This window comes from Bacteroides sp. MSK.20.82 (assembly GCF_019052485.1).
Taxonomy (GTDB): Bacteria; Bacteroidota; Bacteroidia; order Bacteroidales; family Bacteroidaceae; genus Bacteroides; species Bacteroides thetaiotaomicron.
In genome coordinates this window covers 147,307-163,516 of the sequence record NZ_JAHQUN010000001.1, presented here as the reverse complement: position 1 = coordinate 163,516, position 16,210 = coordinate 147,307, and the positions used below count along the sequence as shown (strand labels likewise).

Genomic DNA, 16,210 nt, shown 5'->3' with positions numbered 1-16,210 from the left:
ACCGAATTCTGTAAGCATAAAAGCCCGGTATGATGCCGGGCTTATTTATTATCTCTACGAAACTATCCAAAAGAATACAGTCTTTTGTACTTTATTCATGGGGTATTTAAAGGAAATTACTATCTTTGGCGTCATTATTAATCTCGTGAACTAATAATGAGCAAGCTTAAGAAGATAGTAATCTACTTGTTTTTCCTATGCTTAGGAATGCATTCCGCCTTTTCTGAAACTCCGGAACAAATCACATTTTCCTATATTTCCATCAATGAGGGACTATCACAAAGTACGGTGTTCTCCATCGATCAGGATAAAAGGGGCAATATGTGGTTTGCCACTTATGACGGAGTTAACAAATACGACGGATATGCATTTACGGTTTATCAGCATAATGAGGATGACCCGAACAGTATCGCCAACGACATCTCCCGTATTGTAAAAACAGACAGTCAGGGACGGGTATGGATTGGTACACGTGATGGTTTGTCCCGTTATGATGAGGAAAAAGACATATTCCAGAACTTCTTCTATGAAAAGAATGGGAAACATTTGCAAGTTAACGGTATCGAAGAGATTTCACCGGAACAGTTACTTATCAGTACTCCGGAAGGGCTGATCATGTTCGATATCAAAGAATCCAAATTTATAGATGATTCTTTCAGCACAGCGATGCATAAGACAATCGCCTCCACTCTTTACAGACAGGGTGACCAAATTTATATCGGAACTTCGACCGACGGACTCTATACTTACTCTATTACTCAGAAAACTTTTGAAAAAGTGATCCCCATTTTAGGGACTAAACAGATTCAGGCTATTCTTCAGCAATCCCCTACCCGCATCTGGGTGGCAACCGAAGGAGCCGGACTGTTCCTGATTAATCCGAAAACGAAGGAAATAAAGAATTATCTGCATTCTCCTTCCAACCCGAAGAGTATCAGTTCCAATTACATCCGCTCACTGGCAATGGATTCACAAAACCGTTTATGGATCGGAACTTTCAACGACTTGAATATTTATCATGAAGGTACTGATTCTTTTGCCTCGTACAGCAGTAACCCCGTAGAAAACGGCAGTCTGTCACAACGTTCGGTGCGCAGTATCTTTATGGATTCTCAGGGCGGTATGTGGCTGGGAACTTATTTCGGTGGTCTGAACTATTATCACCCTATCCGGAACCGCTTCAAGAATATCCGCAATATTCCTTATAAAAACTCGTTAAGCGACAATGTAGTAAGCTGTATTGTCGAAGATAAAGACAAAAACCTGTGGATAGGAACGAATGACGGAGGATTGAATCTTTATAATCCGATTACACAGCGATTTACATCTTATACACTGCAAGAGGATGAAAGTGCAAGAGGCATCGGTTCCAACAATATCAAGGCGGTATATGTAGACGAAAAGAAATCTTTGGTATATATAGGTACTCATGCCGGCGGACTGAGTATCCTTCACCGCAACAGCGGTCAGGTAGAAAACTTTAACCAACGCAACAGCCAGCTGGTAAATGAGAATGTCTATGCCATCCTTCCCGACGGAGAAGGGAATCTTTGGTTGGGAACACTCAGTGCACTGGTTCGTTTTAATCCGGAACAACGGAGTTTTACTACGATTGAAAAAGAGAAAGATGGCACTCCAGTCGTCTCCAAACAAATCACGACACTATTCCGCGACTCCCATAAACGCTTATGGATCGGTGGAGAAGAGGGACTATCAGTCTTTAAGCAAGAAGGTCTGGATATACAAAAAGCATCCATACTTCCGGTTTCCAACGTCACGAAGCTCTTTACGAACTGTATTTACGAGGCTTCCAACGGAATCATCTGGGTAGGTACACGCGAAGGATTTTATTGTTTCAATGAAAAAGACAAGCAGATCAAACGGTATAACACGACCAACGGTCTGCCGAATAACGTAGTATACGGTATTTTGGAAGATTCCTTCGGAAGACTCTGGTTAAGTACCAACCGGGGGATTTCCTGCTTTAATCCGGAAACGGAAAAATTCCGTAACTTTACAGAATCGGACGGGTTGCAAAGCAATCAGTTCAATACCGCTTCTTATTGTCGTACGTCTGTGGGACAAATGTATTTTGGCGGTATCAACGGAATCACGACTTTCCGTCCGGAATTATTGCTCGACAATCCTTATACGCCTCCGGTGGTTATCACCAAACTGCAACTGTTCAATAAGGTAGTCCGCCCGGATGATGAGACCGGTATTCTGACCAAGAACATCAGTGAAACGAAAAGTATCACACTGAAATCCTGGCAAACTGCTTTTTCCATTGAGTTCGTGGTATCCAATTATATCTCAGGACAACATAATACTTTCGCCTATAAGCTGGAAGGTTATGATAAAGAATGGTATTATCTGACGGACAGCCGCACCGTCTCCTACTCTAACCTGCCACAGGGAACCTATCAATTCCTTGTCAAAGCTGCCAACAGCGACGGCAAATGGAATCCTATCCCTACAGCATTGGAGATTATCGTTCTGCCGATCTGGTATAAGACCTGGTGGGCACTACTCATCTTCTTCGCAACCTTCGCAGGTTTCATCACTTTTGTTTTCCGCTTCTTCTGGATGCGCAAAAGTATGGAAGCCCAGCTTGAAATAGAACGCAGAGACAAAGAACATCAGGAAGAAATCAATCAGATGAAGATGCGTTTCTTCATCAACATCTCGCATGAACTTCGTACACCTTTGACGCTGATTCTGACTCCCCTGCAAGAGATCATTAACAAAATCAGCGACCGATGGACACGCAACCAACTGGAATATATCCAACGGAATGCAAACCGCCTGCTGCATCTGGTCAACCAATTGATGGACTACCGCCGTGCTGAACTCGGAGTGTTCGAACTAAAAGCGAAAAAAGGAAACGCTCATCAACTGATACAGGACAACTTCCTTTTCTACGATAAACTGGCACGCCACAAAAAGATTACTTATACTCTACACTCTGAACTGGAAGACAAAGAAGTTCTTTTTGATGCCAACTATCTGGAACTGATAGTTAACAACCTCCTTTCCAATGCCTTTAAATATACGGAAAGCGGGCAAAGCATTACCGTAACTCTGAAAGAGGAGAACGGCTGGCTATTGTTGCAAGTCAGCGATACAGGCATAGGTATCCCTATCAACAAACAGGGAAAGATATTCGAACGTTTCTATCAGATAGAAAGTGAGCACGTAGGAAGTGGTATCGGACTTTCGTTAGTACAACGTCTGATAGAACTTCATCATGGACGTATCGAACTGGACAGCGAAGAAAACAAAGGCAGTACATTCTCTGTCTATCTGCCACAGGATCTGTCGGTTTACAAACCTTCCGAGTTAGCTTCCAATAACGAACAAAATGAAGAAGAGCAAGTGTATTCTACCAATTCGAAAGCAATGTATTTCATCGACACGGAGAAAGTGGAAAACGAATCTGTGGAATCCGGTGATAAGAAGCGCGGAACAATTCTGATCGTAGAAGATAATAATGAAATCCGCCGTTACCTGAGTAACGGACTGGCGGATTTGTTCAACACACTGGAAGCCGGGAACGGTGAAGAAGCACTGGAAAAACTGAAAGACAACGAAGTGGATGTGATTGTCACCGACGTCATGATGCCGGTTATGGATGGTATCAAGCTATGCAAGAACGTGAAACAAAATATCCGGACTTGCCATATTCCGGTTATTATTCTCTCCGCAAAGACCGATATCAAAGATCAGATGGAAGGTCTGCAAATGGGTGCGGATGACTATATCCCCAAACCATTCTCTCTTGCCATCCTGACAACCAAGATACAGAACATGATGCGTACACGCAGACGGATGCTCGATAAGTACGCCAAATCATTGGAAGTAGAACCTGAGAAAATCACATTCAATGCAATGGATGAAGCCTTGCTGAAACGTGCCATGGCGATTGTGGAAAAGAATATGGATAACATCGAATTCTCTACCGACGAATTCGCCAGAGAAATGAACATGAGCCGTTCTAATCTGCATCTGAAACTAAAAGCAATTACCGGAGAATCAACCATTGACTTTATCCGTAAGATTCGTTTCAATGAAGCGGCCAAGCTACTGAAAGACGGACGATATACGGTAGCGGAAGTCAGTACTATGGTAGGATTCAATACACCGTCATATTTTGCCACCAGTTTCAAGAAGTACTTCGGATGCTTACCTACGGAGTATATCAAGAAATCAAAAGGATAACCTTCTCATTCAAGGAAAGTATGTTGTTAGACAAATTTGATATATAATTCATTAAAACTAATAGTAGCTAATTTGTTTTTGAACAAAGTATAGACGTTATGAACAAGTATTGGCTGTATAACTCTCTACATTTGTATAGAGATATCAGAACCAAAAGAATATAAACCACATTAAAGGAAATGTTTATACTATGAGCTTCAAAAAACGACTTTACATCTATGTAATTTTATCATTCATCAGTATGGGTATAGTTAATGCACGTTCAATAACTATACAACAAACAATTGACTGGCCCGAATTCATGAGCAGTCAGGATATGATATGGGAAGTACTGCCTGAATATTGGCACGAATCAGCCTATCTGGGAAATGGCAGGCTGGGTCTAATGATTTATAAAGAACCGGAAAAAAACTACATACGGTTCGAAACCAGTAACTGCGATGTACACGACCACAGAGAAAAAAGAGACGTATTCGGGACGCCCCGATTACTCACCGGTCACTTTGCATTACACCCCGAAGGGGAAATCATCAGTGGTAAGATGCGCCTCGACCTTTGGAACGCAGAAGCTACAACAGATATTGTCACTACCAAAGGAGCGATCCATTTAAAAACGTTTGTCCATGCAGACGATATGATTATGATCGTAAAAGCAACGACAGAAGGAGAAGAAAAAAACTTTCAGTGGGAATGGATTGCCGCCGAAGCTAATAGTCCCCGTTATCTTTTCTTCAAGAATCAAGATAAAATGGACAAAATTCCGCAAGACTATCAACTCAATCCTGCTGCTGAAATCAGTCAAAAGAATGATATAAACTTATCCACCCAAAAGTTACTTGCCGGTGGTGAAACAGTAGTAGGATGGCAGGAAAGCAAAGCTGAAAAAGGAGAACGCATTCTGTGGATAAACCTTACACATACATTTCCACAGACAAATGCCGGAGAAATATGTATGAAAGAAATAAAGAAAGCCGGGCGTCAAGGATTTAAAAAGCTACAAAGTACGCATCGCAAATGGTGGAATGCCTATTATCCTGCCAGTTTCATCACATTGCCCGAAATCCAAAAAGAAAACTTTTACTGGATACAGATGTACAAACTGGCTTCCGCTACTCGCGGTGACCGCGCCTTGATAGACAATACAGGTCCCTGGCTGACAGAAACTCCCTGGCCCAACGCCTGGTGGAACCTCAACGTACAGCTAACCTATTGGGCATTGAATGCCTCTGACCATTTAGACCTGGCCGCCTCACTCGAAAACGCACTTTACAACCATATAGACGAACTACGCCTCAACGTTCCTTCTGCCTACCGTTCTAATTCTTTAGGGATTGGAGTGGCTTCCAATCTGGAATGTATGTCAACGGAAATTGGTATTCCCGGCAAAGGTAAAGCACAAGTAGGATTATTACCATGGGCATGCCATAACCTCTGGCTCATCTACCGCCACAAGATGGATGATAATGTGTTACGCGACAAGTTATTCCCATTATTAAAAGGTGCTGTCAACTATTATCTGCACTTCCTGGAAAAAGGCGAAGATGGCAAATTGCATCTCCCCAAAACCTATTCACCGGAATACGATGCCGTAGAAGACTGTAACTTCGATCTCGCTTTGCTACGTTGGGGATGTCAGACCTTACTTGAATCAGCAAAACGTCTGAACATTCAGGATCCCCTGATGGAAACTTGGCAAAGTGTTCTTTATGATCTGGTGGCTTATCCTATGGATGAAAACGGCTTGCTAATAGGAAAAGACATGCCTTATGCCTTTTCTCACAGGCATTACTCACATTTACTTGCCATCTATCCTTTATATCTGCTCAACACTGAACAAACCGGTGCTGTTGACATCATCGAGAAGTCACTGGCCTTTTGGCAAAGTAAACCCAAAGCACTCCAAGGTTATTCATGTACCGGTGCTTCTTCTATCTCGTCAGCTATCGGTAAGGGAAATGACGCACTTGCTTATTTGAATAAATTATTCGGAAAGTTTCTTAGCCCTACCACTATGTATAAAGAAGCAGGCCCCGTTATCGAAACCCCGTTATCAGGTGCTCAGTGCATCCACGATATGTTGCTACAGAGTTGGGGAGGAAAAATCAGAATTTTCCCGGCAGTGCCGGATGCCTGGCAGGATGTTGCCTACTCCGGTTTACGCACAGAAGGAGCCTTCAAAGTTTCTGCCAGCAGAAAACAGGGAAAGACGGAATTCGTGCATATAAAGAGCCTGGCCGGCGAGCCTTGTATAGTAATGACCGACATCTCTAATCCTATTTTCACAGGAAAGAGAGACTTTATAATAAAATCTGTCAATAATGGTACTTATCTGATTGACTTAAAAAAGGGAGAAGAAATCATCATGTATCCTAAAGGTACATCTCCAGATTTTAGTATCTCACCCATATCACATATGTCTCAAAACTATTTTGGAAAGAAGGCAAAATAACCTATTGAAATCAACATGTAAAGGAGCTGCTTGAATGAATTTTAAAATCATCCATTTAAGCAGCTCAAATTGTACAAAAGGTATCTTATGACACTATGTAGAGATATTACATTCTGATATCTAAAAAACTAAAATTCAGAGACAAAACCACCTTTTTGAACAAAAATAGCATATGTCTCAACAAAATTAATATCAAAAAAGTCATTTTTGAACAAAGTGTGGACAACATAAATTAAGAATCATATTTAATGAAGTTACATTTGCAACAGTAAAAATACACTTTTAATAATTATAAAACCTAATAAAGTATGAAGAACATCTTCTTTATTTGCATTTGTGCCTTATTCGCTTTTACCGGATGCACGGATGACGATGATGAACTATTGGCAAATGGAGACACTAACATTAACTTGCTTCCTAATCCTCAACCGAATGGCGTAATTAATGAAAAGTTATTCGAGGTTATCAACCTGGATTATCCGGGTCTGGAAAAGGTGAAAGAGTATTATGAAGCTAATGAGTATTATTACGCTGCTCATGAGTTATTAAAATACTATAGAAACAGATCGGATGTCAGCAACCCGAATATCAATCTGATCAACCCTTCTATTACTGCTTTCGATCAGAATATAGCTGATCAGGCATTGGAACACAGATTCTATGTACGTAACTTTAAGGAAAAAGAAGAAAACGGCAAAGAAGTCTATTATTTATTTGATAAAGATAAAAAGATAGACTGGACTTATACTCCTGCTGAAATTACAGACCAGGAATTTAAGTCTCAGACCCACCGTCATCAATGGATGCTTCCACAGGCAAAGGCTTACCGCGTCAATCAGAATGAGAAATATATTCAATCATGGATAGAGGTTTATAGTGACTGGCTGAATACATTCCCTTGTCCGGAAGGTACGGTAAGCAAAGATGCTGTCCAGTGGTATGGCCTGCAACCTGCCGAAAGAGTGCTTGACCAAATCGATATCATACCTCATTTTATCCAATCTACCAACTTTACCCCTCAATGGCTTTCAACATTCCTTGTTGCTTTTGCTAATGAAGTAGAGTGCATTCGCAACAATTATTATACTGACGGTAGTAATATTTATGTTACCCAGGTACAAGCAATCACTACAGCAGGTATTTTAATGCCCGAATTCAAGAATGCAGAAGCATGGCTGAATGAAGGAGCACAAAAAATCACTGAACAGATTACTGCACAGTTCTTAGAGGACGGAGTTCAAAATGAATTGGACCCAAGTTATCATATCGGAGTAGTTGCAGGATTCTATAATATATATAAAATCGCCCAACTCAATAACAAGTTAAGCTTATTCCCTTCTACCTATATAGAACAATTGAGAAAAGCAGCCCGCTTTGTTATGGATATCATCTATCCGGACTATACAATTGATAACTTCAATGATACACGTTCTGCTTCATATACTAAAAATGTATTATTAAGAAATCTGAGACAGTATTCTGAAATGTTCCCGGATGATGCAGAAATGAAATGGATGTCAACAGAAGGTAAACAAGGAACAACACCTGCCGGTTTGACACAGATATATGATGCTTCCGGGTATTATATGTTACGTAGCGGATGGGGAAAAAGCTCGACCATGATGATTCTGAAAAACAATAATAATCCGGATAACAAATGGCACTGCCAACCCGATAACGGAACATTCGGTATCTATCGTAACGGACGTAATTTCTTCCCGGATGCCGGTGTATATTCTTATGGAGGAACAAGTGCAAGTAATGAAGATCGCAAGACATTCCTTGCAACTAAGAATCATAACACAATGACAGCCTTAAGTGCAACAATTGCCAATGGGTATATGAAAGGCGAGTTCCTTAAACATGAGACCAAAGGAAACACACAGATTTTGGTTACTCAGAATCAAATTAAAGCCGGTCTTACTCACCGTCGGGCTGTATTCTTTGTAGATAAAGAGTTCTTTGTTCTTGTAGACGAAGGATACGGAGATGGTAATAAAGACAAAATCAATTTGAATTTCCATCTTTGTTCAAGCGAAGCTAATGAAACGGTATATGATGACTTGTCCGCTTCATATCAGTATGGCGCACATACCACATTTGCAAATAATAACATACTGGTTCGCACTTTTGCCGAGACAAACCAGGATTTTGGCAAATCAAATGTTGCATCTGATGTTTCCAATAAGTTAGGAGAAAAGAATGCGTCACGCAAAGGTTATCAATATACCATACGAAAACCACAAAATGGAGCTGCCCGCTTTATTACTGTAATCTATCCGTTTGAAGCTGTTTCTACACTTAATAATCTGACTATGGATGCCCAGTTTACTGATAACGCCTCTGAAGACGCAGGTACATTCCATACAAATGGTGCTGCGGTAGAAGTAACTATCAATGGCAAGAAATACGAATTATCTTATACTTTATAATTTAATATACCTAAGAAAAATGAGATCTAAATTACAAAACATTACTTCAAGATTGCTGGCAATCTTAATGGTAGTTGGATTGTGTGTCACGAACTCCTCCTGCACGGATCCGGAGACAACTGACTCTACCAAGTTTGCGATTTTCTATGCCGGTATTACCGACATAGGCCCCTCTATGAATTTTAACATGTCCGGACCGACTTACATCGGAGGTACCCCCTCTGATTTTTCTATCACTCGCATTACTCTTGATGGAGAAGTATACGATACAGATTGTTTTCAAATTTCAGATCCTAGTACAGGAGCTATTAAATTAGTTAATACGGATAATCTGCCTGTCGGTACTTATTGCATCAGTGTATCTTGTATATCAAATGGAAATTATTACGAGTTTAAAGATGCAATCACTGTAAATATGCTGGCACCGGTTCCTGACGGAATTACAGTAGACCCAAGCGAAGTTACAGTAGATTTTGCAGACATCTATAAAGAGTCTGCCAGTGCTCAGGTAAAAACTGAAGAAGGAACACATGTACACATCAGCAAGTATGAAATCATTCAGGAAGAAGGAAAGGAATACTTTGCAATTTCCAATACCGGAAAAATCACAGTCAACGATAAATATGAAGGAGAAATTCTTCCCGGTAAATATGTGTTGAATCTTAAATTAACAACAGAAGCAGGAGCAGGTATATACGAAAATGCTGTTACATTCAACATTATTTCCAGTCCGCTTACGTTAACATATAAACCCGCATCGGTGAGAGTAGAAAAAGATCAAGCATATGTGTCCGGAGCTCCAATTCTCAAAGGATCTCCAGAAGGACTGACGTATAAGATAAAATCAATCTCTCCCGAGACTTCAACTATCTCTATAGATGAACAGACCGGAATCATAACCCTTGCCGCCAATAACGGATTAGAAATAGATAATAGCTATAATGTATCTGTTACAGCAACCAACCAATATGGCAGCAAGGATTTCGATAATACATTTGTTATCAATATAGTGGGATTCATTAACCCTATTACCCAACTTCGATATGCAAACCAGGAAAAGATACAATCTGTTGCATTTGAATTTGGTCCGGAAGAAGTAGATGGAGACGAACTTACTTACTCATTCATTGACTTGGACTCCAGATTAGCCGATAAACTTAATATTGATGGAGTTACTGGTGTTATTTCTGCAAAAAAAGGCAATTCAATAGAAACTGGCACATATACAATCACAGTACAGGCGAAAAATGACAAGAGTGAGAAGACTTCAACCTTTACACTGACTATTGCAGCAAATCCTAACTATTTCACTTACATACGTTATGGAAATAACCTGGGACTTACCCCTGAAGAAAACTATGCTGATCAATTCGATTATGACAAAAAAGCTATTCTTCTAGCTGAAAAGTTAACTCCTAAGACAGACATTCCCAATGGTCGTCCTGTTAAATGGGAAGTTAAAATATTAAATACAACTGCATTAAGTGGTACTACAATCTCAGAAACAGGAGAACTATCATTTAGTGAGAATAAATGGAATAGCAATTATGGTGTTAGTGTACTTTTTGTTACCGCAACGGTGGGTTCTGGAGAAGAAGCTATATCTAAAACAATTCCTGTTTTCATACGTCAAAATAAAGATAAAAACGGAATTTTCGTCAAATATACTCCATTTGCAGTAAAGATGAATCCTTCTAAAGGTGGTATGGTAGCTGCACCTGTAGTTACATCAAATGGCACAACTGTAACAGATTACACAACATATTTAATGGATTATCGTAGAGACTTCTATTACTATAGTTTCATTGAAAACCATGTAGATGGAATACAGTCAGTCAATGGTAGTTTTATGAATGGCTTGTGGGCAACATATTATAAAGCAATTGGGAAAACTCCTAATTATAGTGCAAGAGCTCCTATGTCCTACTACGATAATGCCCAAAATCTCAGTCAACCCTTAGGCTATATAAGCAACAAAGATCTATCTGTAACAATCAACCCTGGCAAATGGAAAGATTCTGAAGGAGTGTATGCAAATGGTGTTTTTATAGGAAGAATGTCTTTTGTAACTGACGGTAAACAGGCAGATCTCGCTAATGATGGCACTACCAAAAATCAAATATTCCCATTAGCCATTTGGTTTGATGAAAGTTTCTAATTTAAATCTAATATAGAATAGATATGTACAATATAAAATTTAAAGCATTGAGTAAAAGAGGGTATTTTACCCTCTTAGCTCTCTTAATTGCGATTACCTCATTTGCTCAGGAAATCACAATAAACGGTGTCGTTATCGATGAAACGGATACTCCATTAATCGGAGCAACGGTTCAAGTAAAAAACACTCAAAAAGGAGTAGTTACAGACTTTGACGGAAAATTCTCCATTAAAGCGAATAGTAATGCAACATTGATTATCAGCTACATTGGCTATAAGAATCAAGAGATCAAAATAAAAGGTCAAAAGAACTTGAATATCAAATTAGAACCAGATAATGCAATGCTGGACGAAGTAATTGTAGTTGGTTACGGCAGTATGAAGAAAAGCGACTTGACAGGCTCCGTTTCTTCTGTAGCAGCTAAATCTATTGAAGGTTTCAAAACAGGTTCTGTAGTAGAAGCACTTGGAGGTCAGATTGCCGGTGTACAGATCACCCAGTCGGATGGTACTCCCGGTTCGGGTTTCGATATCAAAATTCGTGGTGTTGGTACAGTAAACGGAGATTCTTCTCCACTCTATATTGTTGACGGATTCGAAGTTAGTAGTATCGACTATCTTCCTAACTCAGACATTGAATCAGTCGAAGTATTAAAAGATGCTTCAGCTTCTGCAATTTATGGTGCACGCGCTGCTAATGGTGTAGTTTTGGTTACAACAAAATCCGGTAAAGAAGGAAAAGCCGTTATCACTTATAACGGGTCGGCTACTTATCGTAACATTCCTAAAAAACTGGACATGCTCAGCACATATGAGTTTGCCGCATTACAAGTAGAACTCAACCCGACTAAATACGGAACGACTTATTATCAAGAAGGAAATGATTCTGACGGAGTTCCTTATCGTCATCAAACTTTGGAAGACTACCTGACGGATCCCGGAATTGACTGGCAGAGTGAATCATTCAAACCGACTTGGTCTCAGAACCATGATTTCAGTATCAGCGGCGGTACAAAAGAAACTAAATATGCCGCCTCTTTCTCACATTTTGATGAAAATGGTATCTTCACGAACAGTGGCTATAAAAAGAATGCAGGTAAATTACGTATCAACCAAAAGATTACTAAATTCATCACTTTTGATGCTACTATCAACTATGCAAATACGGTGAAAGAAGGTATCGGTACTTCAGGTACCGGAGGAACGCTAAATATGTTATCAAATATATTACGTTTCCGTCCTACCGGAGGTAACAGTGTAACAAACGATGAACTTCTGAATTCTGTTTTCGACCCATTGGAACTAAGTGAGAACACCACTTATTCACAAATTAATCCAATTAAACAGGCTGAAGCTGTAAAAGACCGGAGACAATCTGAATTATGGGGAGCTAATGCTGCACTGACAGTACAATTGATGAAAAACCTGACATTCAAAGCATCAGCCACTTACAATACGACTAATACCAGAAGGGATCTTTTCTATGGTGAAAACTCCAGCCAGGCATATCGTAGTGGAGGCGTTTATGGTTCTACACAAATGCAGAAAGACTTACGTTGGCAGAGCAGTAACACATTAACTTATAAAAAGAAAATCAATAAGAAAAACACGTTTGATATCATGTTAGGACATGAGTTTTCATTCAGAAGCTCGGAACTTTTATATGGACAATCCAAAGATTTCCCGTTCCCAAACCTGGGTAACGACAATCTGGGAATAGGAGCCACTCCTAGCAGCGTATCAACTTCAAGAAGCGACAAGAAACTGTTATCTTACTTTGCAAGAGGTAACTACAACTTCGACAACCGTTATCTATTTACTGCTACAATACGTGCTGACGGTTCTACCGTATTCTCTGCAAAAAATAAATGGGGATATTTTCCTTCATTCTCCGCAGCATGGCGTGTATCGGAAGAAAAATTCATGAAGAACATAACTCCGATATCAAACTTAAAACTCCGCCTTGGATGGGGTACAGTAGGAAATGACCGTATCACAAACTATCTGTCTATGGATCTGTATTCATCAAGCAAATATGGAATAGGACAACAAATGGCCACAGTGCTGAGTCCGAAACAACTGGCTAACAAAGATCTGAAATGGGAAGGATCTACCACTGCTAACTTAGGTATTGATGTTGGTCTTCTTGATAACCGCCTGAACCTGACAGCAGATTTCTTCTTAAAGAACACCAAAGATCTGTTACTTGAACAAAAGCTTGCTTATGTAACAGGATTCAACTCTCAATGGCAGAATATTGGTAAGATTGAGAATAAAGGTATCGAATTGAACATCAATTCCACTAATATTCAAACTCGTAACTTCTTATGGCAGACAGATTTCAACATTTCATTCATTAAGAATACATTGAAAGCGTTGCAGGACGGCAATACATATATACAGTCAGCAACTAAATTCAACAGTAACTTCAATGGAAATGATTATATCTCCATTGTAGGTTCTTCACTTGGACAAATGTATGGATATGTTTTTGACGGTGTTTACCAAACATCTGATTTCAACGTACTTCCTAACGGTTCAATGCAACTGAAACCCGGAGTGGCAGATATAAGCAAACATGCCGGTAAGACCGTGGAACCGGGTATGGTGAAGTATAAAGATATAGATGGAGACGGTGTCATTACTCCTGACGACCGTACCACTATTGGAAACGGGCAACCGGATTGGTACGGAGGTATCACCAACACCTTCAATTACAAAAACATTGATTTCAGCTTCATGTTCCAGTTCCAATATGGCAACGATGTTTATAATGCGACGCGTATGTTCAATACACAATCGCAAGACGAACGAAGTAATCAACTGGCAGAAGTTGCCGACCGGTGGACTCCGACACATGCATCTAATCGTGTGCCTTCCGCCAGAGGATATGTAAAATATGAATTATACTCACGTTTCGTTGAAGACGGTTCGTTCCTTCGCTTAAAAAACATAACATTAGGATATACATTCCCTAATAAATGGACAAGAAAAGCATATATCAACCGCCTGCGTGTATATGGTACAGCTCAGAACTTATTCTGCCTGACTAAATATAGCGGTTACGATCCTGAAGTGAATATGAAAAGCAGTCCGCTTATGCCAGGATTCGACTGGGGTGCTTATCCGAAAAGTAGAGTATTTACATTTGGTGTAGAAGTTCAATTCTAAACAAAAAAAAGACAATGAAAAAGTTCAAATACTACTTATGCACATTAGCCTGTGCAATCACCGTTTCATCTTGCTCATTAGATGAGACCAGCTATACAGAAATTGAGAAAGGAAACTACATGAAGAATGCGGCAGAAGCAGAAAATGTACTTCTGGGCGTATATCGTGATATGGTTCAGGATGGTATTTATGGTTTCCACCTATCTTTGTACTTTACTATCCCCAGTGATATTGCCAAAGTAACAGGTAACAGTACCGACGGACTTCGTCTGATTCCCTCAAACGCTTATACCAGTTCACAGACAGAAATAGCAACAACATGGGCAAACCTATACAGTGCTATCTATGATGCAAACGATTTTATCGAGACACTGGGACAAAAAATCGGAACCTACGATGAAGGTAATTACAAGAAAGCCGCTGTCTATATGGCAGAAGCACGTTGTCTGCGTGCCATGTACTATTTCGAATTAGTACGTTGGTTTGGGAATGTAGCATTGATAACCAATACTGCTCAATCCCGTCAACATCCATCTACTTTCACACAAGCAGATCCCGCAGACGTATATAAATTTATAGAAACTGATTTGCAATACGCTATTGATAATCTGCCTTATTCAGTGGATGACAATATACGTTCTGACAACAGTTTCCGTCTTTCTAAAGGCGCCGCACTCGGACTGTTGACTAAAGTATACGCTACTTGGGCAGGCTATCCTGTCCATGATACAAGCAAATGGGAAAATGCAGCAAAAACTGCTAAGATTCTAGTCGAATCGGGTAAACATCACTTGCTTTCTGACTTCGAACAATTATGGAAGAACACTTGTAATGGTGTTTGGGATGACGAAGAAAGTCTGATCGAAGTAAGTTTCTATGCTCCTACCGTTACCGGAGTATCAGCTAATGACCCTTGCGGACGTATTGGTAAATGGAACGGTGTACAGGCAAGCGGTATCAGAAGCGTCCGTAATGCCGGTAACTGGCGTGTCATCCCGACTTTCCTGCGCGACTGGAAAGACCGTGAAAGTGATAACAGATGGAAGTACTCCTTTGCTGATTACAAATATGGTAAAAACACGACTACCGGTGAAGATGGAGTCAAACTTGTAATCAATGCCAGCGGTAATATTGAAGATGCCATCAAAGACGATGCTAAAGATGCATTAAAGAAATCCTATATCGATAATGTATGCCCGAGAAAATGGGATACAGAAGAATATGTAAACAGTGCCAACTATCTTATCGATGCTAATCTTTCCAATATCAACTGGTATATATTACGTTATGCTGATGTATTACTTTTATATGCAGAAGCTTTGAACGAATGGAAGCAAGGACCGACCGACGAAGCATATAAGGCTATCAATATGGTACGCAGACGCGGCTTCGGACTTCCTGTGGAAACCGACAACAGCGCCTCAGACTTATCCGGATTGTCTTACGACGAATTCCAAAAAGCCGTACGTAATGAAAGAGCTTATGAATTGGCATTCGAAGGACATCGCAGACAAGATTTAGTTCGCTGGGGAATCTACTACGACAGCATCAGAAAAACAGCTCAGGATTTAGTTGACTGGTATAGTGCCGGTGACGAATTCTATGTATGCGTCGATTATACTAAAAAGAATAAGAATGAGTTACTCCCCATACCACAACAGGAAATGGACTTGTGTACTCAATTCAATCAGAATCCGGGATGGTAAATAATCATACTGTAATATAACATGAAAGCGTTACCGAAGAAATAGTCTTTCTTTTGGTAACGCTTTTATCATAATTC

General features: G+C 40.0%; 6 protein-coding genes. All 6 read left to right on the top strand.

Features of this window, described 5'->3' with window-relative positions:
- The first annotated feature begins 156 nt into the window (after window positions 1–156).
- The 6 genes from KTR07_RS00720 to KTR07_RS00695 all read left to right on the top strand — a co-directional run bounded on the left by KTR07_RS00720 (window position 157) and on the right by KTR07_RS00695 (window position 16,133).
- A complete protein-coding gene (locus KTR07_RS00720; RefSeq protein ID WP_008760378.1) occupies window positions 157–4,218 on the top strand; it encodes a two-component regulator propeller domain-containing protein in 4,062 nt (1,353 codons plus the stop codon).
- A gap of 190 nt (window positions 4,219–4,408) precedes the next feature.
- Entirely contained in the window at window positions 4,409–6,667 is a 2,259-nt protein-coding gene (locus KTR07_RS00715; protein WP_055300831.1) for a glycoside hydrolase family 95-like protein, read from the top strand.
- A 308-nt stretch (window positions 6,668–6,975) separates the two neighbouring features.
- Entirely contained in the window at window positions 6,976–9,099 is a 2,124-nt protein-coding gene (hepC, locus tag KTR07_RS00710; protein ID WP_061473433.1) for a heparin-sulfate lyase HepC, read from the top strand.
- Window positions 9,065–11,257 (top strand): surface glycan-binding family protein, encoded by a 2,193-nt coding sequence (locus tag KTR07_RS00705; protein ID WP_254306523.1) that lies wholly within the window; start codon window positions 9,065–9,067, stop codon window positions 11,255–11,257. Before hepC ends, KTR07_RS00705 begins: the two co-directional genes overlap by 35 nt.
- A gap of 23 nt (window positions 11,258–11,280) precedes the next feature.
- Window positions 11,281–14,427, top strand: coding sequence for a TonB-dependent receptor (locus KTR07_RS00700; protein WP_113748677.1), 3,147 nt, complete (start codon window positions 11,281–11,283; stop codon window positions 14,425–14,427).
- Between the two features lie 14 nt (window positions 14,428–14,441).
- A complete protein-coding gene (locus KTR07_RS00695) occupies window positions 14,442–16,133 on the top strand; it encodes a RagB/SusD family nutrient uptake outer membrane protein (RefSeq protein WP_016268192.1) in 1,692 nt (563 codons plus the stop codon).
- The last annotated feature ends 77 nt before the right edge of the window (window positions 16,134–16,210 follow it).

Bases quoted from the DNA above. Each gene is read 5' to 3' on its own strand.
- hepC (WP_061473433.1), top strand. From the start codon at position 6,976: ATGAAGAACATCTTCTTTATTTGCATTTGTGCCTTATTCGCTTTTACC.
- KTR07_RS00705 (WP_254306523.1), top strand. From the start codon at position 9,065: ATGGCAAGAAATACGAATTATCTTATACTTTATAATTTAATATACCTA.
- KTR07_RS00700 (WP_113748677.1), top strand. From the start codon at position 11,281: ATGTACAATATAAAATTTAAAGCATTGAGTAAAAGAGGGTATTTTACC.
- KTR07_RS00720 (WP_008760378.1), top strand. From the start codon at position 157: ATGAGCAAGCTTAAGAAGATAGTAATCTACTTGTTTTTCCTATGCTTA.
- KTR07_RS00695 (WP_016268192.1), top strand. From the start codon at position 14,442: ATGAAAAAGTTCAAATACTACTTATGCACATTAGCCTGTGCAATCACC.
- KTR07_RS00715 (WP_055300831.1), top strand. From the start codon at position 4,409: ATGAGCTTCAAAAAACGACTTTACATCTATGTAATTTTATCATTCATC.